The following is a 19,784-nucleotide window of genomic DNA, read 5'->3' on the forward strand; positions in this document are numbered from 1 at the left end:
GGGCTGGAAGGCGCAGGGGCCGAAGCGGCCCCGGACGACGACCGCGGCGAGGGCGAGGAAGACGGCGTTGACGCCGATGGCCCGGCACTCGCCCTTGCGGAGGCGGCAGCCCCGGCCGGCTCGGGAGTTGCGGCGCCGGTGAACCGACCGCGGCGAGGGGAGGCGAACCTCCCCCGCCGCGGTCGAGGCGGACCCTACGATTCGCCGCGTCTCGGGATCAGCCGAGCGCCCAGGTACGCGCCGATGCCGAGCGCGAGGGCGAGACCGCCGAATCCGGCGGCGCCGCTGAGCCGGTCACCGGTCGAGGGCAGCCCTCCAGAATGGTCCGGGCCGTCAGGACCGGGAGACGGGGCCGGCGGGTCGAGATGCGTGTAGTAGTCCTCGACTTCGCCCGCGCCGCCGAATCCGACCGGCGCCGCCTCCAATGCCTCGGCCGCGTCTTCGGCCCGCGCGCTCCCCGATTCGCCGAAGAGCCGCAGTCGCAGGTACAGATCGCTGGCCGTCAACCCCTGCCCGGCATCAAGGGCGGCGGTGTCCCAGGTGAGCGTGTACTGCGCGTGCCCGGTGCCGGCCGGCACGGCCGCCCGGACCGACTCCTCCGGTTCGAACCGCCCGTCCGCGTCCAGGTCGATCCAGCCGGCGAGCACCGCCGCCGTGTCGCTGTCGTTGTACGCGTTCACATCGAGTTGCACCGAGTGCGATCCGTACTCGACTCCCCGCGCCGCGACGACGCTGTCGTCGTCGTCATCGGCGTCGGCGAAATCGGAGGGCGTGCCGTCCGATTTGCTCTCGATCGCATCGCCGAGCCGCAGCGTCTCGACGATGCGGTGGAACGGGCCGCCCTCAGCGCTCGTCGTGCGGTACCGGTCGGGCGCGTCGCCGAAGTCGTAGACGCGGGTCCGCGCGTTCGCCGAGCAGTCCTCGTCGCCGGCCCCGGGCTCGCAGTCCGAACCGCGGGGACCGGTCACCGTGTTGTCGAGTTCGCCGTCCCCGGCGGGGAACGGGTTCCCGACGGTCACCGAGTAGGTGATCGCGACCGTGGCCCCCGCGGCGATGTCCCCGGTCCAGGTCAGGACCGGTTCGTCGTAGGCGAGGGTTCCGCCCGCGCCGTTGTCGGAGGCGTCGTCGTTGTAGACGGCGTCGTCCAGGACGGCGGTCAGGTCGTCGGTGATGAGCGCTCCGGGGTAGACGCCCCGTCCGGTGTTGGTGACGGTGATCGTGTACTCCACGGTCGCGCCCGGCTCCACTTCGCCGGGCGCCGCGGTCTTCGCGATGTCGAGCTCCGATTCCGGGAGCACGTTGACGCAGGCGCCCGCTTCGTCGTCGCAGTTCGAACCGTCCGGTCCGATGACGGCGTTGACCAGGCGCTTGTCGCCGGTGTCGGGATCGTCGACCGTGACCGAATAGGTGATCGTCACCGTCGACCCGACCGGCACGTCCCCGGTCCAGGTGAGCACCGGCGCCGAGTAAGACATGGTCCCGGCGTCGGCTTCGGCGTCGCCGTTGTAGGCGGCGTCGTCGAGGACCTCGGTGAGGTCGTCGCTGACCGTGATCCCAGTGTGGTCGACCTGCCCGGTGTTGGCGACGGTGACCGTGTAGACGATCGTGCCGCCGGGGACCAGCGGCGCGGTCGGGTCGGCGTCGTTGGACTTCTCGATGCGCAGTCCGGCGATCGGCACGTCGGTGGAGCAGCCCGCTTCGATCGATCCGGGTTCGCAGTCCGATCCGTCCGGCCCCGCGACCGCGTTCATGAGCCGGTGGTCGCCCGTGACGGGATCGTCGAGGGTCACCGTGTAGGTGATCGTGGCGGTCGCCCCCGGTTCGAGGTCGCCGGTCCAGGTGAGCACCGGCGCCGAGTAGGACATGGTCCCGGCGTCGGCTCCGGCGTCGCCGTTGTACACGGCGTCGTCCAGGACCGCTGTCAGGTCATCGGTCACCGTCGCCCCGATGTAGGCGGCCTGCCCGGTGTTGGCGATCGTGATCGTGTACGCGACCGTGTCGCCGGGTCCCGCCGCCGCGGTGGCGGCGGTCTTCTCGATGTCCAAGGCCGCCAAAGGCACTCGGGTGATGCAGTCCGCGTCGGTGGAGTCGGCGCCGCAGTTGGACCAGTCGCCGGTCGCGGCGACCGCGTTGTCCAGGACGGCGTCTCCCGTGAAGGGCTGGTCCACCGTGACCGAGTAGGTGAGCGTCGCGCTGGCGCCGGCGGTCAACTGGAGTTCCCAGGTGAGGACCGGTTCGGCGTAGGCGACGGCACCGGTGTCGACATCGGCGTCCTCGTTGTAGGCGGCGTCGTCGATCGCACCCGACAGGTCGTCGGTGAGCGTGCCGCTGTAGTCGGTGGCGCCGGTGTTGACGACCGTGATCGTGTAGGCGACGGTGTCGCCCGCGATCGCGCTGTCGGTGTCGGCGCTCTTGCGGACCTCGATCGCGCTCAGCTCCTGGCGGTCCGAGCAGTCCGGGTCGGTCGAGCCCGGCGCGCAGTCGGAGCCGGGCGGGCCGGTGACCGCGTTGTCGAGCACCGCGTCACCGGTCACCGCGTCGCTCACCGTCACCGAGTAGGTGATCGTCACGGTCGCGCCGACGGGGATGTCGCCGGTCCAGGTGAGGACGGGCGCGGCATAGGAGACGGACCCGGCGTCGGCGACCCCGTCGCCGTTGTAGACCGCGTCGTCGATGACCTCGGACAGGTCGTCGGCGACCGTCGTGGCCGTGTAGTCGACCTGGCCGGTGTTGGTCAACGTGATCGTGTACGCCACGGTGTCGCCGATGCCGAACGGTCCGGTCGCGGACTCCTTGACGATCGCCAGCGCCTGGAGCTTGACCGCCGCCGAGCAGCCGGGGTCGGTCGAGGCCGCCTGGCAGTTGGAGCCTTCGGGGCCGGTGACGGCGTTGCCGAGGGTGCCGTCTCCGCTCGGCGGATCGTTCGCGGTCACGGAGTAGGTGAGGACGACCGTCGCTCCGGCGGCGATGCCCCCGGTCCACTCCAGCACCGGTGCCGCGAAAGCGAACGCGCCGGTGTCGGCGGCGGCGTCACCGTTGTAGACGGCGTCGTCGAGGACGGCGGTGAGGTCGTCGGCGACCGTGGCGGCCGTGTAGTCGACGGTGCCCGTGTTCGCGATGGTCACGGTGTAGACGACGGTGCCGCCGGGGACGACGGTGGCGGTGTCGGCGGTCTTGGTGATCTCCAGGGCCTGGACGTTCACCTCGGCGCGGCACTCCGCGCCGGCCGAGGCGTCGGTGCAGTTGGAGTCGGCGGGGCCGCGGACCTCGTTGTCGAGCCGTCCGTCGCCGACCTCGCGGTTCACGGTGACCGAGTAGCGGATGGCGATCGTCTGGCCGGGGGCTACGTCGCCGCTCCAGCTCAAGGTCGGTTCGGTGTAGGCGACCTCGCCGGAGTCGGCGGCGGCGTCGCCGTTGTAGGCGGCGTCGTCGTTCACATCGGACAGGTCGTCGGTGAGGGCGGCTCCCCTGTAGGTCGCGGTGCCGGGGTTGGTGACCGTGATCGTGTAGGTCACGACGCCCCCGGCGTACACCTGGGTCTTGTCGGCGGCTTTCTCGATGCGGATTCCGGCGAGTTGCACCGTTGCGCTGCAGTCGGGGTCGGCGGATCCGGGTTTGCAGTTGCCGGTCTCCGAGACGATCGCGTTGCCGAGCGAGCCGTCGCCGCTGAGCGGCGTGTTCACCTGCACTGAGTAGGTGATCGTCGCGGTGGCGCCGGCGGCCAGGTCGCCGCTCCAGGAGACCTCGGGTTCGGTGTAGGCGGGTTCGCCGGCGTCGGCGGCGAGGTCGTTCCTCCAGGTGGCGTCGTCGAGCACGCCAGAGAGGTCGTCGGTGACCGCGGCCGTGGTCGCCGCTTTGCCGACGTTGGCGACGGTGATCGTGTAGGTGACGATGTCGCCGGCGCCGGCTTCGTTCACGTCAGCGGTCTTGGTGAACTCGAGGAGTGCGACGGCGTTCTGGCTGGCGCAGGCCGGATCGGTGCCGCCCGGCGGGCAGTTGGTGTCCTCGCCGCCGGTGACGGCGTTGGCGAGGACGCCGTCGCCGGTGAGCGGTTCGTCGATCGCGACCGAGTACGTGATGGTGGCGGTCTGGTTCGCGGGGATGTCGCCGGACCAGCTCAGGACGGGCTCCGCATAGGCGGTCGCGCCGTGGTCGGCGGTCGCGTCCAGGTTGTACGCCGCGTCGTCCAGCACCGCGGTGAGGTCGTCCTCGAACGCCGCGCCGGGGTACGTCACCGGATTGGGGTTGGTGACGGTGACCGTGTACTGGACCGTGTCGCCCGGTTTCGGATCGGTCGGGTCGGCGGTCTTGGCGATCGCGAGCGGTTCGAGGGCCACGGCTTCGACGGTGTTCGAGGTCGAGGTCTTGTCGGCACCGGAAACCGGCTCTCGGTAGTCGGCGGTGGCGGTGTTCGCGACGGTGCCGGCGGCGGTGATCTTCACGGTGAAGCCGATGGTGCTGGTCGAGCCCGCATGGAGTACCCCGCCCGCGCCCTCGTCCGCACCGAGCCGGTACCGGACGGCGTTCGCGTCCGCGTCGTATTCGGCTTGGTCGTCGCCCGCGGCATCGGTCTGGGGCGCGCCGTCGATCGTCAGGCTGCCCGGCACGAACACCGTGCCCGCCGGGATGAGGTCTTCGAGCACGAGGTTCTGGGCCCCGACGCCGCCGCCGTTGGTCGCGTCGACGGTGTAGGTGACGGTGCTGCCGATGGTCGCGGGAGTCTCGGACAGGGTCTGTCCCTTGTCGAGGATCACGCACGCCTCGGTCCCGAACTCGATGTCGTCGAGGAAGTTGCCGAACGAGTCGTTGCCGCCTGCCGCTGCGACCGCCGTGAACGCGAAACGCGTGGTGGTCTGCCCCGCGGGCACGGTGTAGACACCCGAATAGGCGCCCCACGCGTCGGTGCCGTCCGACATCTCGCCCTGAGTCACGAGCGGCCCGCCGGGGGCGCCGATGTCGAGCCGCATGACATCGGTGCCCAGGCGGCCCCGGTGCTTCAACGCCCAAGCCATCGTCGCGCCCGGGGTGGTCGCCAGGTCCTGGAAGAGAGCGGAGGGCACGTTGGCGTTGAGCTCGGCGAACTGGTCGCCGTCGGCGGCGGGGACGCCGTTGTAGCCGTCGACCCACATCTCGATCTGGCCGTCGCTCGCGGTCGTGCTCCAGCCGGGCACGGCGGACTCGTGGAACAGCTGGAAGGTTCCCGTGGTGATCGGCGGCGACTCGAAGGAGCCGTTCTCCAACGAGATGACGTTCGGACACGCGGCCGGGTCTTTGACCTCGGGGGCCCGGACGACTTCATCGGCGTTCGCGGCCGGTGCCGCAGCGGTTGCGGGCCGTTCGGGTTCGGGATCGTCCGAATCGACCGGGATCAGGGTGGTGCCGCTCGCCCGGGCCGATCCCACGGCCACCTCGGTGCGGCCGCCCTCTTTGCCGCTTTCGGCGCGGACTTCGGTCTCGTACCAGACTTGCGGGTGGTCACCGCGCCAGTACAGGGCGAGCGCGCCCTCCGTGCCAGGCTCGGCCTCGGCGGTGACGGTGAGGACTGAGGTGTCGTAACTGCGGCCATCGGCCTGATGCGAGGGGTAGCCGAGGGCCGAGAGGTCGAGGCCGTCGGCACCGGACCCTGCCGCGAGGGGGATCGAATCCCCGAAGGCGTCTTTGACGGTGATCGCGGCTTCGTCGATGCCGCCGCGCAGTTCGACCCGGTCCCAGCCGTCGACGGCGTCGGCCCTGGAAGGCGGGGCGTACGAGTCGGTCGGGTCCACGGTGAGCGCGGCCCGCCCTTCGGCGTCGAACCGGTCGAGCCCCGAACGCGCCGAGCCCGGGACGCCGCCGCCGAGCCGGAGCACCCTGCCGTCGAAGCCGCCCTCGAGCGCGGACGGATGTCCCAGGGAACCATCCACATAAGTGAGTCCGTCGGTGAGCTCGTCGGTGAGCGAGACCTCCCGATAGCCGCCGCCTTCCGCCTCGGGAAGGTCGATCGTCCACAGCACGCGCTCGCCGGTTGCGAGCGAGTCGAGTCGCTCGCCGCCGCTGCCCCAGGCCGTCTTCACCTGCCCGTCCGCGGCTGCCGCCGCCAACGGGAAGGACATCGCGGCCACCGCCGCGACGAGACAGAACGCGGCTGCGCGCCGCAGCCTCCGAGTGTGCGCCATCCGAGCATCCCGCCATCTACTGTGGATTGAAATCACCGAAAGCGATCATAAGGACACTCAGTGTGGAATCGACGGAGGAGCGCGCCGACCCGCGGATTCGCAGAGGTACCGCAGCGCATACCGATCCGACCGCGCGAGCGGGTTCCGGGTACGGCCGCAGGCGTCTTGTCGCGGGCGGCGGGCCACCGCGCCGGGTCCAGCGGTTGAGGCCCGCCACCGGACCGACCTTCCCGAACCCCGCGCAGCGGGTCCGCGCCGCCGCGACCGGGGCGGCTGACCTGCCGGAGAGCGGGGCCCGCAAGTTGCCGTCGACGTGACCGGACCCTGCCGGATCACGGTTGCCGGCGGGGCTTGAACGGCCATAGACTGGCGTGGTTTCGGAGCGCCGCTCCCCCGCCGCCTCCCCCTCGCCTCGAGAGGAACCGCCCGTGTTCGGCACCGTCGACCTGTGGACTTATGTCGTCGCCACCGTGCTCATCATCCTGCTGCCGGGGCCGAACTCGCTGTACGTGCTCTCGGTGGCGTCGCGAAGGGGGCGCAGGGCCGGGTTCCAGGCCGCCGCAGGGGTGTTCCTCGGCGATTCGGTGCTGATGGTCGCTTCGGCGGCCGGGCTCGCTTCGATGTTCGCGGCGTCGCCGGTGCTGTACAACCTGGTGCGCTGGGCGGGTGTGGCGTACCTGGGGTTCTTGGCGTTCGGGCTGCTGCGCGGGGGCTGGAAGACCTGGCGCGCGGCGCGGCGCGGCGACCCGGTGGCGGTGAAGGCGGTCGAGACGGGCGGCGCGAACGAGCGGCCGTTCGTGCGGGCGCTCATCGCCAGTCTGCTGAACCCGAAGGCGATCCTGTTCTTCGTGGCGTTCTTCGTGCAGTTCGTGGACCCGGCCTACGCGTGGCCGGTGCTGAGTTACGGCGTGCTGTTCGTGATCCTGCAGTGCTGCTCGATGGTGTACCTCTCGACCCTCATCGTCGCCGGCGACGGCCTGGCCCAGACCTTCCGCCGCCGACGCCGCCTCGCCGCGGCGGGCAACGGCGTGGTCGGCGCGGTCATGATCGCCTTCGCCGCCAAACTCGCCACCGGCTGAACACCGCCGCGCACCGGGTTCGCACTGGTGGCATATGACATGTCACCGGTGACGTGCCACTACCGCTACGGCCAGTGGGGCACTTCCTGGCAGGGGTGCAGGTCGTCGTCGCCTTTGGCGTGCGAATTCACTTGGGCCACTTCGGTGCCGAACACGATGTAGTCGTGGAGCGTGGTGCGGAGTCCGGGGTCGTCGGGGCCGTGCTCGGTGACGGCGCGGTCGAAGAGCTCGATGAACCGGGCGCGCTGCTCGTCGGTGATGGCGAGTCCGCGGTGGGCGGTGAGGATGGTGCCGAAGCCGCCGAGTTCGTCGGTGTACCGGGCCGGGCCGCCGAAGACCTCCGCGAGGAAGGCGGTGAGATGGTCAACGTGGTGCGCGGCGCCGGCGCCGAAGAGCGGCTGGAGCAGCGGGTCGCGCAGCACGGAGCCGTAGAAGGCGTCGACGGTGCGGTGGAGGGCGTCCTCGCCGATGCGCTCGTAGATGGTGGGCTCGCTCACCGGGTGTCCTTCCGTCGGGGTGGAGTCCTTGTCCCCCAAGGTCTCTGCACCATCGACTGTAGTCCTTCACCGCGCACCGCCGAACCGGGTCCGGCGGTGCGCGCGATTGATTACGGCGTGCGTCGAGTGTGTCCCGGATTGCGGCGCCGGGCGTTCAGGGAGGTCAGGGCGGCCGGACTTGCGCGGCCCTTTTATCCTGGAGAGCGAAGACGAGGCCGGGGGCGCGTGCGGGTATGCGCCTCCGGCCTCGTCGCGTTCGTTCGGTGTCAGGAGTTGTCGAGGCGCGGGAGCAGGAGTTCCTTGCCGATCAAGCGAATCGCGGCATAGATCGGGACCGAGAGGACGATGCCGACCACGCCGAAGAGGGTGCCGCCGACGAGCACGGCGACGATGGCCGCGAGGTTCGACACCTTCACCGCGCTGCGCATGACCGTCGGGTAGATGACCCAGTTCTCGAGCTGCTGGTAGGCGATGAAGAAGATCGCGGAGGCCACGGCCGTCATGGGAGAGACGGCGAGCGCGACGAGCGTGACCACGACCGCGCCGATGGTGGCGCCGATCTGCGGGATGAGGTCGAGCAGCGCGACGAGGAGGGCCAGCAGGGCGCCGTACGGGATGTCGACGATGGCCATGAAGATCCACGAGGAGATGCCGGCGAGGGCGCCGATCGCCAGCGCGCCGATGAGGTAGGCGCCGATGCCGCGGAGGATGCCCTCGATGATGCGGTCGGTCTGCTCGCGCTGGGAGGCGGCGAAGAGCCGGACCATGCCTTTGCGCAGCTGCACGTAGGAGGCGAGGATGAAGACGGTCAGCAGGATCGTGGTGACCGTCCACACCAGACCGCCGAAGAAGGAGGCGACGCCGCCGGCGACGCCGCCGAGGGCCTTGGTCATGTTGGCGGCGGTGAGCGCGCCTTCGGCGCGTTTGAGCAGGCCGTCTTCGCCGCCGAAGCGGTCGGCGAGCTGGCTGGCCATGAAGGTCTCGTAGTAGCCGGGGACGTTCTCGACGAACTCGGCGGACTCGCGGGCGATCGCGGGGATGATCGCGGCGATGCCGCCGCAGAAGACGATGGCGACGCCGAGGAAGAGGATGGTCATGGCGAGCCAGCGGGGCATGCCGCGCTTGGTCATGCCGCCGATGATGCGTTCGAGGCCGACGGCGAGGAACGCGGCCACGATGAGGGCGGTGATGACGGTGCCGAGCTCCTGGACGGCCCAGACGGCGGCGGTGACGAGGGCCAGGCCCGCTCCGAAGAGGACGCCGGCGGCGAGCGGCGGGGTGTTCGCGAGACTTCTGCGCAGGGGCAGTCCGGGTTTGTCAGCCATGGGAGGTTTGTAGCAGACACCGGGGCGGCCCGGGGTCCGGCACGCGCTCGGTGCCGGACCGGACTCACCCGCGGCGACCACTCCGCGGACGCGGGGTGGTCGCCGCAAACCTGAAGTCGGCTTCAGGCGGTTTCAGGCTGGCTTCAGGTTCGGGGGTCCATGCTTGGGTCGCCGGTTCGGGAGGGTCCCGAAACGGCGGTGGCGCGGCCCCAGGCGCGGTCGCCCATGAGCGCCAGGGCGGCCGGGAGCAGCACGCCGCGAACGATGGTCGCGTCGATGAGGATCGCCAGCGCCATGCCGAGGCCGAGCATCTTGTACTCGATGGCCGAGAGGGTCACGAAGACGGAGAAGACGCCGGTCATGATGAGTGCGGCGCTGGAGACGACGCCGGCGCTGGCGGCGATGCCGTCGGTGATGGCGTCGTGGTGCGGTGCGCCCGCGAGGCGGCGTTCGGCGACGCGGGAGAGCACGAAGATGTGATAGTCCATGCTCAGTCCGAACAGGATGATGAACATGAACAGGGGGATCCAGCTGACGACGCCGCCGTAGGAGGTGAAGCCGAGGAGGTCTTCGAGATGGCCGTCTTGGAAGACCCAGGCGAGGGCGCCGCAGGCGGCGCCGATGGACAGGAGGTTGAGGGCGATCGAGGCGAGGGGGATCGCCCAGGAGCGGAAGGTGATCGCGAGGAGGACGAAGGCGAGCAGGAGGATGAACGCGATGACGTAGGGGGTGCGGGCGGTGAGCTGCTGGGTGAAGTCGTGCGGGAGCGCGGTCTTGCCGGTGACGGCGTGTTCGGTCGCGGTGTCGGCGAAGGCGTTCGGGAGGGCGTGGTCGCGGAGGTGGGCGAGGGCGGCGTCGGCTTCGGGGCCGGTGGTGTCGCCGGCGAGGGGGACGCGGATGACGAGGGCGCCGTCGAGTGCGGTGGTGGTGATGGGTTCGAGGAGTCGGCCGTCGCTGGCGGCGGCTTCGTCGTGGAGGGCGGCGACGGCGGTGTCGAGTTCGGCTTGGTCGAGGGTGTCGCCGGCGATGGGGGTGATGACGACGCGGGCGCTGGTGGCGGCGCCCGGGAAGTGGTCGTTCATGGCGGTGGCGGCGTCGACGGCGGCGGAGGCGCCGGGCGGGAGGCTGTCGGTGACGGCGGCGTCTTGGAGGCGGAGGCCGATGACGGGGGTGGCGGCGATGAGCAGGAGGACGGCGGCGAGGCCGCCGGTGGCGAGGGGCCTTTGGACGACGGCGGCGGCGATGCGGGCCCAGAAGCGGGAGGGCGCGGCTTGGATGCGGCGCTTGCCGAGCCAGGGGAGGCGGGCGGCGTCGACGCGGTGGCGCAGGAGGGCGAGGAGCGCGGGCAGGAAGGTGACGGAGCCGAGGACGGCGAGGGCGACGACGAGCGCGGTCCCCAGTGCGAGTCCCTTGAGGACGTCGATGCCGGTGATGAGGAGGCCGGCCATGCAGACGATGACGGTGAGGCCGGACGCGGCGATCACGTGCCCGGAGGTGCGGGCGGTGGTGCGCAGGGCGGTGGCCGGGTCGTGTCCGGCAGCGCGTTCTTCGCGGAAGCGGCGCAGGTAGAACAGGGAGTAGTCGATGCCTACGGCCATGCCGACCAGGAGGACGATGGCCGATCCGGCACCGTTGAAGGGGACCCAGTGGCCGAGGAGGTTGAGGAGCCCGAAGGCGCCGGCGACGCTGGTGGCGGCGAGGAGGAGCGGGAGTCCGGCGGCGACGAGGGAGCCGAAGACGGCGAGGAGGACAAGGACCGTGAGCGGCAGCGAGGTGGTCTCGGCGCGCTTCATGTCGTCCTTGATGCCGGCGTCGACGGCGCCGGAGAGGGTCGCGTCGCCCGCTTGGAGGATTTCGGTGCCGGGGTGCGCGGCTTGGACGTCCGCGACGGCGCCGAGGGCGGTCGTGTAGTGGGCCTCGTGGTCGGCGTCGGGTCCGAGGATGGTGAAGGTGACGAGGGCGGCGTCGCCGGATCGCCAGCGTTCGCCGTGGTCGCTGAGGGGTGAGCCGATGTCGGCGACCGCGTCGGGGGCGGCTTCGAGGGCGGTGACGAGGTCGGCGACGGCGGCGGTGGCGTCAGGGCCGGTGATGAGGACGTTCTCGCGGACGGCGTAGTCGCCCGCGGCGTCGATGCGGCTCTCGGCGATGCCGGCTTCGCCGGGGTCGGTGGCGTTCGCCTGATCCCCCAGAGGAAGTGCGCCGGAGACTGCGGCGAGGACGATGAGAGCGAGCCAGCCGCCGATGGCGAGGGCGCGGTGCCGGGCGGACCAGTCGGCGACGGCGGCGATGAAGCCGCGGCGGGTGCGCGGGGTGTGCGGGGCGTCGTGGGGGCGGGGGTCTGCGGTGATGTCGTGCAGCACGGTCTGCTTTCCTATGGTTGCGGGGGCCGGTCCTGCGGAACTCGCCGCTCGCGGCGAGAGGGTCCGTCTCCCTGGGTGAACGCCGCCGGGTTGCCGCCCGGCGGTGGAGGCCCGGGCCCGGGCCGTCGAGTTGCCGCTCGACGGCCCGGGCCGGTTCCGGTCCTTATTCGACGACTTTGAGGGTCTCCTCGATGGAGGCGTTGCTGGTCTCGAGGCGCGCGAGGCGCTCGTTCAGGGCCGCGAGCTGCTGCGCGAGCTCGGCCTGGTGGGCGTCGGCGCGTTCGGCCAGTTTCCTGTACCGGTCGTCCTGTCTGATCTGCATTTCGGCGCGCTTGATGAACGTCTTGCGCCACATCAAGGTCAGCACGACGGTGATGAGGAGGGTGAAGAGCCCGATGGTGCCGATGATTTCCTGCCAGTCGTAGGGGCTTTCCATGACAGTCCTTTCGGTTGCGTTCACAGGGTCAGGGTCGTCGAGGCCTGCTCGACAGCCTGGGGGGTGAGGTGGACCGCGAACGGGACGACCTCGTAGTAGTTCATGGCCTTGCCGTCCTCCGAGACCTCGATTGCAGAGGTGACGAGGCCGGATGCCTCGAGCTTCTTCAAGTGGACCTGGAGCAGCGCCCGGCTGATGCCGAGGTCGCGCGCCAGCTGGCTCACGTAGTTGCGCCCGCTCGCGAGGGCGGCCACGACGCGCAGCCGGTGCGGGCTGGCGAGCGCCGCCAGGAGCGCGACCAGGTCGTCCCCGGTCGGGATGCCTTCGTCCATGCGGCCTCCAATACCTGCAAATGAATGTTAGCAGGTGCCATTCTCAATTGGCATGAAGTGGAGCGGGCACGCGAAAGGGCCGGTGGCGACGCCACCGACCCTTGCCGCGCGGGGTCACCGCGCGGACGCGAAGCCGTGCTTCAGGAACCGCCGCGTCTGGTGGCGGCGGACCCACGCGATGCCCGCGAAGCAGGCCAGCAGGATCAGCGGGGTGAGGACGGGGTAGTCGAGGATCGCGAGGTTGAAGATCGCGGCGCCGACCATGAGCAGGCTCAGGCCGATCGCGGCGAGCCCCGCGACGCGCGGGATGAGCAGGCCGACGCCGCCCGTGATCTCCAGCGCGCCGACGAGGTACATGAACCAGTCGCCCCAGCCGATCATGTCGAAGCCGGTCGCGGCGGCCTTCACGGCGAACAGCTTCGGCGCGCCCGAGGCGACGATCATGAAGGCGCCCAAGAGGATCTGGAACACCCTGGTGGTGATGCCCAGCGCGCGGCCGGGGCCTTCGGCGGCGGTGGTGGCGAGGACGGTCTCGGCGGTGCGGTCGTAGGTCGTCATGGCGGGCTCGCTTTCTTCGTGAGCGCCGTCTTGGAGCGGCGCTGTCCGGGGTCGTCGGGCTCTTGCCATGTAGACGAGGCCCGCCGCGCGGATTCATCGCACGGCGCGAAGTCTCCTCCCGCGGCCCCGAATGGACCCCCGATTGTCGGTGCCCGGCGTTAGCGTGGGGGTCATGATCGAACGCCAGCAAGTACGGCACTACCGCTTCCAGACGCAGCAGCTCGGCCGCGAGCACGGCACGGTCGCCGACACGGCCGTCCTCGACCTCGGTGTGCAGGACACGGGGCCCGACGGCGCGCTCTGGGCCCTCGAGCTGCGCGGCGTCGACACCGCCGGACTCGGCGCGGCCGCCGAGCACCACGCCGACCTCGTCTGGCTGTGGACACTCCGCGGCGCCCCGCACTGCTACCGCCGCAGCGACGCCGCGGCGGTTGCGGCCGCCGTCGCCCCCTGGTCGGAGGCCGACGCGTCCAAGCGGATCTTCGACGCCTCCAAGCCCCTCAAGGACGCCGGCATCCCCGTGCTCGACGCGCTCGACGCCGTCGCCGGGCAGATGCGCGCGATCGTCAAGGAGCCCATGGTCAAAGGCGAGATGTCCACCCGCCTCCACGAGGCCATGCCCGAGCCGTACCAGCGGTACTGCCGCTCCTGCGACGCCGTGCACCTCTACGAGATGCCCTTCCGCCTCTCCGCGGTGCGCGCCGGGCTCGAGCTCGTGCCCGACACCTCCCCCCCGGTCCTGCAGCCCATGCCCGGCTTCACTGTCGCGGGCGAGTACCCCGACCGCCTCGACCCCGTCCGCGCCTACCTCCGCCTCCTCGGCCCCGCCACCCACAAGGAGGTCGCCGAGTACGTCGACGCGCCCGTCCGCGAGGTCAAGGCCCGCTGGCCCGAGGACGCCGTCGAGGTGGAGGTCGAAGGCGAGACCCGGTGGATGCTCGAGGCCGATGTCGACGCCCTGCAGGGGGCCGAGGCCTCCGGGACGCGGCTGCTCGGCCCTTACGACCTGTTCCTCCAGGCCCGCGACCGGTCCACGCTCGTCGCCGACCCCGCCAAGGCGAAAGCCCTGTGGCCGGTGCTCGGTCGGCCGGGCGCGGTCCTCGTGGACGGCGACGTCGCAGGCCTGTGGCGGCCGCGCAAGTCAGGGAAGCGGTTCACCGTCGCCGTAGAGCCCTGGCGCGACCTCGAAGGACCCGAGCGCAAGGCGGTCGAAGCCGAGGCCGAGAAGCTGGCCGCGTTCCGCGGCGTCGCCCTCACCGGCGTCGACTGGGCCGGCTGAACGGCTCAGCGGGCGCTCGCCGTCAGGTTGTCCACGAACAGGCCGTAGTCCCCGAACGCCCCGTCGATCATCGCCGGGTCGAGCCCGTAGTGGACCATCGAGTACTCGTGGCCGCGCTGGTCGCGCGGGCGGTCCAGCGCCTCCCGCAGGTTCGCCTCGTCCGCGTCCGTCCATTGCAGGTCGAGCTTCTCGAACAGCTCCGGCACGTACCGGTACGGGTCGGCCATCATCGCGTGGTAGGCGACGTCCACCGTGGTCTCGCGCGGCATCTTTATGCGCTCGCGGCGCGCCCGCTCCACCATCTCCGGGAGGATCTGCAGCCACACCTGGCCGATCTCGTGCGGGTCCACCGACTTCGGCTGGTTGTGCAGGTAGCCCAGGGACTCGGCCATCGAGCACATCGACCCCATCACCGTGTGCGGGTCCCGGTGCGTCCACACGAACTTCGCGTCCGGGAACACGTGGTGGATCGCCGCGGTCTCGCCCAGGCAGTCGGGGTGCTTGAGCATCCACCGCGCCGCGGGGCGGCGGAACTGCAGGATCTGCAGCACGTCGCGCACGAACCGGTAGTCGGGGCGGGCGTCGTACGAGCGCAGGAACTCCACGTACTTCGGCATGGGCGCCATCGTGTTGTGCAGGCGGCTCTGGTTGAGCAGGAAGTAGATCTCCTCCACCCAGTCGGCGCGCACCGGGTGGATCCGCGACCACGACGGGCTCAGCATGAGCACCTGGTCGAGCCGCTTCTGGGTCTGCCGCGACAGCTTGGCGACCTGCTCGTCCGAGCGCGGCAGCCCGATGTTGTCCATCTCCCACATGTACGGCCCGCGCCCGCCCGGCGCGTTCGCGAGGATCTTGTGGGTCAGCGTGGTCGCCGTCCGCGGCAGGCCGATCACGAACACCGGCGCCTCGATCCGCTCCTCGCGGACCTCCGGGTGCTCGGCCTGCAGGCGCCGCACCAGGAAGCGGTTGTTGACGCGGGTCTTGACCATGTCCTGCACGGAGAGCCAGCCGACACCGCTCAGGGAGGGGACCTCGGCGATGAACCCCAGGAAGCGGCGCAGGTGCTGCAGCTCCGACTCGTCCTCCTCCGTCAGCGCGACGCCCGCGTTCGCCGCGCGCCGGCCGTCGAGCATGCGGTCGAAGAACCGGTACGGGTCGTGGCGGGCCCGCGCCGCAGGGGCCGTGAGGGCGTTGACAAGGCGCAGTCGTGCGGTGGTCCGGCGCATGAAAGGTCCTCTCTGCGTTGGCGTTGGACGCCAAAGGGGTGACGCTTCCGGAGCGTAGCGCAACAAAACGTCACGCAGAAGCCCTGCGCGGCATGGAATCAGCGCATCTGCGACGACGCGTCCGCTACCTCCATCTCAGACCGCACCAGTCGGAATTGGTCATTCGCCGGTCTCGCCGTCGATCGCCTCGCGGATGAGGTCCGCGTGGCCGTTGTGGCGCGCGTACTCCTCGATCATGTGGCACAGGATCCACCGGAGCGACGGGCTGCGGCCGTCCGGCCAGACCAGGTGCGCGGCCCGGCCGAGCCCGCCGTCGGCCAGCGCCTCGGCGACGGAGGCGCGGGCCCCTTCGATGCTGTGTCGCCACATGGCGCGCAGGGCATCGGGTGCGTCTTCGGCGGCGGAGTGCCATTCCCAGTCGCGGTCGGCCTTCCAGTCGACGTCGTCCCAGGGTTCGCCCATGGGGCGGCCGAAGAGCGAGCGGGAGAACCAGCTGGTCTCCACATAGGCCATGTGTTTGAGGAGGCCGCCCAGCGTCATGGTGGAGGCGGCGACGGTCCGGTTGAGGGCGGCGGCGTCGAGTCCGGCGGTCTTCCAGGCGAGGGTGGCGCGCTGGAAGTCGAGGAAGCCGATGAGGGTGGCGGCCTCGTCGCCGTCCGCGGGCGGTTCGGGGCGGCCTTGGGCGTCGATGACGGTCATGGGGGGACTGTACTCCGGGGTGGCGCCGGAAACAGTTCAGTCGCGCCCGGCATTTACACACATCGATATTTATCGATAACCTGGTCTTGGCGTTCACGTAATTTCCGGTGGTTTGGTCGAAAATTTCGGGATGATCGAGTGGACGCCTTGTCCCCCAAGGAGAGACGAACCATGAAGCATTCGATCCGAACGCGGTTGCGGGTGGTGCGCGCAGCGCTGCTCGCCGCCGCGATGGCCGCCACCATGGCGGCGGGGCTGACGGCCCACGCGCAGCAGGCGGAGGAGGACGCGGCCGCCCCGGCGCAGGCCGCGGCCCTCCCCACCAGCTTCACCTGGAATTCCAGCGGGGTCCTCGCGGGCCCCAGACCCGATGCGGCGCATCCGAACATCGCAGGGCTCAAGGACCCGTCGGTGGTCTTCCACAACGGGAAGTGGCACGTGTTCGCGTCCATCGCGAGCAACGCCGGCTACAACATGGTGTACCTCAACTTCACCGACTGGTCCCAGGCGGCGAGCGCGACCCACCACTACCTCGACCGCTCGGCGATCGGCACCGGCTACCGGGCCGCGCCCGAGGTGTTCTACTACGAGCCGCAGGGCCTGTGGTACCTCGTCTACCAGACCGGGAACGCCTCCTACTCCACCAACGCGGACATCTCCAACCCGAACGGCTGGTCGGCGCCGAAGCACTTCTACTCGGGCATGCCGCAGATCATCAAGGACAACATCGGCAGCGGCTACTGGGTCGACATGTGGGTCACCTGCGACGACGTCAACTGCCACCTGTTCTCCTCGGACGACAACGGGCACCTCTACCGCTCGCAGACCTCGGTCGCGAACTTCCCCAACGGGATGAGCGAACCGGTGATCGCGATGCAGGACTCGAACAAGTACGCGCTCTGGGAGGCCAGCAACGTGTACAAGATCGAGGGCACGGACCGGTACCTGCTCATCATCGAGGCGATCGGCTCGAACGGCCGCTACTTCCGGTCCTGGACGTCGACGAGCCTGGCCGGGCCGTGGACGGCCCTGGCCGCCACTGAGAACCAGCCGTTCGCCGGGCCGGCGAACGTGTCGTTCCCCGGCGGGAAGTGGACGCAGGACATCAGCCACGGCGAACTCATCCGCAACGGGGTCGACCAGCGGCTGGAAGTCGACCTGTGCGACATGCAGTACCTCTACCAGGGCCGCGACCCGAACTCCGGCGGCGACTACAACAACCTGCCGTGGCGGCTGGGGCTGCTGACGCAGACCAACTCCAGCCCCGACTGCGGCGGCACGGGCGAGGAGCCGACGACCACGCCGCCGCCCACGACCACGCCGCCGCCTTCGGGCGCGTGCACGGCCACGGTCACCGTGGTCGGCGACTGGGGTTCGGGCTGGCAGGGCCGCGTCGACGTGAAGGCCGGGAGCGCCGCGCTGACCGGCTGGACCCTCACCTGGACCTGGCCGGGTGCGCAGAAGATCACCTCGGCGTGGAACGCTGACTGGTCGCAGTCGGGGGCGGCGGTGACGGCCGGCGACGTGGGCTGGAACGGATCCGTCGCTGCGGGCCAGTCGAGGGAGGCCTTCGGGTTCGTCGCCTCGGGTGCGAGCACGGTCCCGCAGGTGACCTGCCAGGGCTGACCGGGAGAACGAGCCGGTGCCCGCTCCCCCGGATCTGGGGAGCGGGCACCGGAGTGCATGAGGGACGGGGTCCGAGCGCGCATCGTGCGCTGCTCTCACGCTATGGCCCGGCGGCGCCGCGCGGCAAGGCATGCGCGGCAACGGTTTGGTAAATCAGCTGTTCGAACGAGGGGGACTGGCCCCATCAGGGGGCTTTGCGGCCCTTGACCGCGACGAGTGCGATGCGGGCGCCGAACCAGACGGCGGCGATCGCGCCGAGGACCGCGACGGTCCGGCCGCCCACGTCCAGCAGCAGGAGCAGGACGCCCATGATCGCGAAGGTCGACGCCGCGACGGCGGCCTCGACCTGCCAGCGGGTGGGGAGCTTGGCGTAGAGCAGGGAGTGCTTGAACTCTTCGAAGAACACGGCTCAGCCTTTCCAGTCGGTGCTAGTCGCGGGGCTGCCAGCGGAAGAGCCGGGCCGCCACGAGGGCCGCGGCGATCGCGACCAGCGTGGACAGTGCGATCGGCTGCGCGGTCGACGCGAAGTCGACGCCGCCGTCCCAGGCGGCGGTGGCGAGCTCGGTGAGGGCCGCGCCCGGGATCGCCGAGCGCAGGATCCCGCGCGGGCCGTCCATCGGCGCGAGGGCCCAGAAGGTGCCGATCGTGAGCACGACCATGCCCGGGAGCACCGTGATCTGCGCGGCCTCGGGGGTCTTGGTGAACGAGGCGGTCAGGAACCCGATGGCGGTCATGGTGATCGCGCCGTTGGCGAACGCGAGCACGAGGAGCCCGGGGTGGGCGGGCGCGGTGCCGGTCTCCCAGGCCGTCATGCCGAGGACGACCGCGGTCTGCAGCAGGGTGATGAGCGCGAGGGGGCTCGCCAGACCGGTCACGATCGACGCCGTCGAGGCCGGGGAGGTGCGCAGGCGCTTGAGGTAGAGCTGCTGGCGGCGCGCGGCGAGGGTCATCGTGATCGGCATGAACAGCCCGAACATGAGCAGCATCCCCAGCTGCACGGCCGCCAGCGCGCCCGCGGTCTGGGCGGCGCCGGTCAGCGGCGAGTTCATCAGGGCGATGCCGAGGATCAGCGGGAGGATCGCGGCGGAGACGAGGACGGTGCGGTTGCGCAGGATCAGGCGGGTCTCGGCGGCGGCGAGGGTCAGTGCGGTCATGACGGGGGCTCCGGTTTCAGTTGGCGGGGGCGGGTTCGGATTCGAGTTCGGCGAAGATCTCGTCCAACGTGGCCGGTCCGGCCTTGAGGTCGGCGAGTTCGACGCCTTCGCGGGCGGCCCAGTCGAGGAGCCGGTGCAGGTCGGCCTGGAGGGCGGTGGTGCGGATCGTGAGGACGCCGTCGTCGACCGCCGCGCGGCCCGCGAGGGCGGGCAGTGCGATCGGGTCGAAGGGTCTGGGCCGCATCGTGATGCGGGCTTCGTAGGAGGCGGTGATCTCGGCGACGGTGCCGAAGCGGGCGATGCGGCCGCGGTCCATGATCGCCACATGGTCGGCCAGTTCGGCGGCCTCGTCGAGGTAGTGGGTGGTGAGGACGACCGCGGTGCCCTGCGCGGTGAGCTCGCGCAGCAGGCCCCAGGTGCGGCGGCGCGAGGCCGGGTCGAGGCCGGTGGTGGGCTCGTCGGCGAAGAGCACGGACGGCACGGTGGCGACCGCGAGCGCGAGGTCGAGGCGGCGGCGCTCGCCGCCGGAGAGGGCGCCGACGCGGACGGCGGCGCGGTGGGCGAGGTCGACGCGCTCGAGGAGTTCGGGCCGGGGGGCGAGGCGGTGCAAGTCGGTCCAGAGCCGCAGGGTCTCGGCGCAGGTGAGGTCGTCGGCGAAGCCGGTCTCCTGGCCGATGACGGCGACGTCGCCGGCGAGTTCGCGGCGGTGCTTGAAGGGGTCGCGGCCGAGGACGCGGGCGGTGCCCGACGCGGGGCGGCGCAGGCCGGTCGCGGTCTCGATGGTGGTGGTCTTCCCGGCGCCGTTGGTGCCCAGGAGCGCGAAGAGCTCGCCGGGGGCGACGGTGAAGGACGCGCGGTCGACGGCGGTGTAGGCGCCGTACCGGCAGGTGAGGTCGGCGACCTCGACGGGCGGGGCGGGCTGGCGGGTGGTCGCGTTCATGGCTTCCATCCTGCTGGTTCTCAAGGGCCGCAGGTAGTGCCGGAACCGCATCGGTCCAGGTGACGGACGTGTGGGGGCGGTCTGACAGATGTCATGCGGGACCGGAATGGTTGAATCT

General features: G+C 70.9%; 15 protein-coding genes and 1 pseudogene. 4 read left to right on the plus strand and 12 right to left on the minus strand.

Annotation, left to right across the window (positions count from 1 at the left end; all coding sequences use genetic code 11):
• Positions 1–194: 194 nt before the first annotated feature.
• Entirely contained in the window at positions 195–6,155 is a 5,961-nt protein-coding gene (locus AB0K52_RS10385) for a GEVED domain-containing protein (protein WP_363529118.1), read from the minus strand.
• A gap of 428 nt (positions 6,156–6,583) precedes the next feature.
• Between AB0K52_RS10385 and leuE the strand changes: the two genes are divergently transcribed.
• Entirely contained in the window at positions 6,584–7,234 is a 651-nt protein-coding gene (gene leuE / locus AB0K52_RS10390) for a leucine efflux protein LeuE (protein WP_363529121.1), read from the plus strand.
• A gap of 65 nt (positions 7,235–7,299) precedes the next feature.
• On the opposite strand, the gene AB0K52_RS10395 is transcribed toward leuE, so the two are convergent.
• The 6 genes from AB0K52_RS10395 to AB0K52_RS10420 form a co-directional block, all read right to left on the minus strand.
• A complete protein-coding gene (locus tag AB0K52_RS10395; RefSeq protein WP_363529124.1) occupies positions 7,300–7,731 on the minus strand; it encodes a group II truncated hemoglobin in 432 nt (143 codons plus the stop codon).
• A 266-nt stretch (positions 7,732–7,997) separates the two neighbouring features.
• Positions 7,998–9,056 carry an AI-2E family transporter gene (locus tag AB0K52_RS10400; RefSeq protein WP_363529126.1) on the minus strand — a complete coding sequence of 353 codons (1,059 nt, stop codon included), beginning with the start codon at positions 9,054–9,056 and terminating at the stop codon, positions 7,998–8,000.
• A 143-nt stretch (positions 9,057–9,199) separates the two neighbouring features.
• Positions 9,200–11,416, minus strand: a complete 2,217-nt coding sequence (locus AB0K52_RS10405; protein WP_363529129.1) for an MMPL family transporter — start codon at positions 11,414–11,416, stop codon at positions 9,200–9,202.
• A gap of 163 nt (positions 11,417–11,579) precedes the next feature.
• Positions 11,580–11,852 (minus strand): hypothetical protein, encoded by a 273-nt coding sequence (locus tag AB0K52_RS10410; protein WP_363529132.1) that lies wholly within the window; start codon positions 11,850–11,852, stop codon positions 11,580–11,582.
• 20 nt (positions 11,853–11,872) lie between these two features.
• Positions 11,873–12,184: a winged helix-turn-helix domain-containing protein gene (locus AB0K52_RS10415; RefSeq protein WP_363529134.1), complete on the minus strand. Its 312-nt coding sequence runs from the start codon at positions 12,182–12,184 to the stop codon at positions 11,873–11,875.
• Positions 12,185–12,298: 114 nt separating this feature from the next.
• On the minus strand, positions 12,299–12,742 hold the full coding sequence (locus AB0K52_RS10420) for a DoxX family protein (RefSeq protein WP_363529137.1): 444 nt from the start codon (positions 12,740–12,742) through the stop codon (positions 12,299–12,301).
• A 172-nt stretch (positions 12,743–12,914) separates the two neighbouring features.
• Here AB0K52_RS10420 and AB0K52_RS10425 point away from each other — a divergent pair, with 172 nt between their 5' ends.
• Positions 12,915–14,021 carry a winged helix DNA-binding domain-containing protein gene (locus AB0K52_RS10425; RefSeq protein ID WP_363529140.1) on the plus strand — a complete coding sequence of 369 codons (1,107 nt, stop codon included), beginning with the start codon at positions 12,915–12,917 and terminating at the stop codon, positions 14,019–14,021.
• A 5-nt stretch (positions 14,022–14,026) separates the two neighbouring features.
• Here AB0K52_RS10425 and AB0K52_RS10430 read toward each other — a convergent pair whose 3' ends face one another.
• Positions 14,027–15,247: a sulfotransferase gene (locus AB0K52_RS10430; protein ID WP_363529142.1), complete on the minus strand. Its 1,221-nt coding sequence runs from the start codon at positions 15,245–15,247 to the stop codon at positions 14,027–14,029.
• Between the two features lie 159 nt (positions 15,248–15,406).
• Entirely contained in the window at positions 15,407–15,946 is a 540-nt protein-coding gene (locus AB0K52_RS10435) for a DinB family protein (protein ID WP_363529145.1), read from the minus strand.
• Positions 15,947–16,252: 306 nt separating this feature from the next.
• Here AB0K52_RS10435 and AB0K52_RS10440 point away from each other — a divergent pair.
• Both AB0K52_RS10440 and AB0K52_RS10445 read left to right on the plus strand, forming a co-directional pair.
• Positions 16,253–17,209 (plus strand): annotated as a pseudogene (locus AB0K52_RS10440) (non-reducing end alpha-L-arabinofuranosidase family hydrolase); the annotation flags it as partial.
• Positions 17,189–17,572: a cellulose binding domain-containing protein gene (locus tag AB0K52_RS10445; protein WP_363529543.1), complete on the plus strand. Its 384-nt coding sequence runs from the start codon at positions 17,189–17,191 to the stop codon at positions 17,570–17,572. The pseudogene AB0K52_RS10440 and the gene AB0K52_RS10445, both read left to right, overlap by 21 nt.
• A gap of 184 nt (positions 17,573–17,756) precedes the next feature.
• On the opposite strand, the gene AB0K52_RS10450 is transcribed toward AB0K52_RS10445, so the two are convergent.
• From AB0K52_RS10450 to AB0K52_RS10460, 3 genes are read right to left on the minus strand one after another with little or no spacing between them, the layout of a single operon-like run.
• Positions 17,757–17,978, minus strand: coding sequence for a hypothetical protein (locus AB0K52_RS10450; RefSeq protein WP_363529148.1), 222 nt, complete (start codon positions 17,976–17,978; stop codon positions 17,757–17,759).
• 22 nt (positions 17,979–18,000) lie between these two features.
• Positions 18,001–18,726: an ABC transporter permease gene (locus AB0K52_RS10455; protein WP_363529150.1), complete on the minus strand. Its 726-nt coding sequence runs from the start codon at positions 18,724–18,726 to the stop codon at positions 18,001–18,003.
• A gap of 16 nt (positions 18,727–18,742) precedes the next feature.
• Positions 18,743–19,666 carry an ABC transporter ATP-binding protein gene (locus tag AB0K52_RS10460; protein WP_363529153.1) on the minus strand — a complete coding sequence of 308 codons (924 nt, stop codon included), beginning with the start codon at positions 19,664–19,666 and terminating at the stop codon, positions 18,743–18,745.
• Positions 19,667–19,784 lie beyond the last annotated feature (118 nt).

This window comes from Glycomyces sp. NPDC049804 (assembly GCF_040674615.1).
Classification (GTDB): Bacteria; Actinomycetota; Actinomycetes; order Mycobacteriales; family Micromonosporaceae; genus Glycomyces; species Glycomyces niveus.

Excerpts from the sequence above, each read along its gene's own strand:
- AB0K52_RS10385 (WP_363529118.1), bottom strand. The coding sequence starts at position 6,155 with ATGGCGCACACTCGGAGGCTGCGGCGCGCAGCCGCGTTCTGTCTCGTC.
- AB0K52_RS10400 (WP_363529126.1), bottom strand. The coding sequence starts at position 9,056 with ATGGCTGACAAACCCGGACTGCCCCTGCGCAGAAGTCTCGCGAACACC.
- AB0K52_RS10410 (WP_363529132.1), bottom strand. The coding sequence starts at position 11,852 with ATGGAAAGCCCCTACGACTGGCAGGAAATCATCGGCACCATCGGGCTC.
- AB0K52_RS10415 (WP_363529134.1), bottom strand. The coding sequence starts at position 12,184 with ATGGACGAAGGCATCCCGACCGGGGACGACCTGGTCGCGCTCCTGGCG.
- AB0K52_RS10420 (WP_363529137.1), bottom strand. The coding sequence starts at position 12,742 with ATGACGACCTACGACCGCACCGCCGAGACCGTCCTCGCCACCACCGCC.
- AB0K52_RS10425 (WP_363529140.1), top strand. The coding sequence starts at position 12,915 with ATGATCGAACGCCAGCAAGTACGGCACTACCGCTTCCAGACGCAGCAG.
- AB0K52_RS10430 (WP_363529142.1), bottom strand. The coding sequence starts at position 15,247 with ATGCGCCGGACCACCGCACGACTGCGCCTTGTCAACGCCCTCACGGCC.
- AB0K52_RS10435 (WP_363529145.1), bottom strand. The coding sequence starts at position 15,946 with ATGACCGTCATCGACGCCCAAGGCCGCCCCGAACCGCCCGCGGACGGC.
- AB0K52_RS10455 (WP_363529150.1), bottom strand. The coding sequence starts at position 18,726 with ATGACCGCACTGACCCTCGCCGCCGCCGAGACCCGCCTGATCCTGCGC.
- AB0K52_RS10460 (WP_363529153.1), bottom strand. The coding sequence starts at position 19,666 with ATGAACGCGACCACCCGCCAGCCCGCCCCGCCCGTCGAGGTCGCCGAC.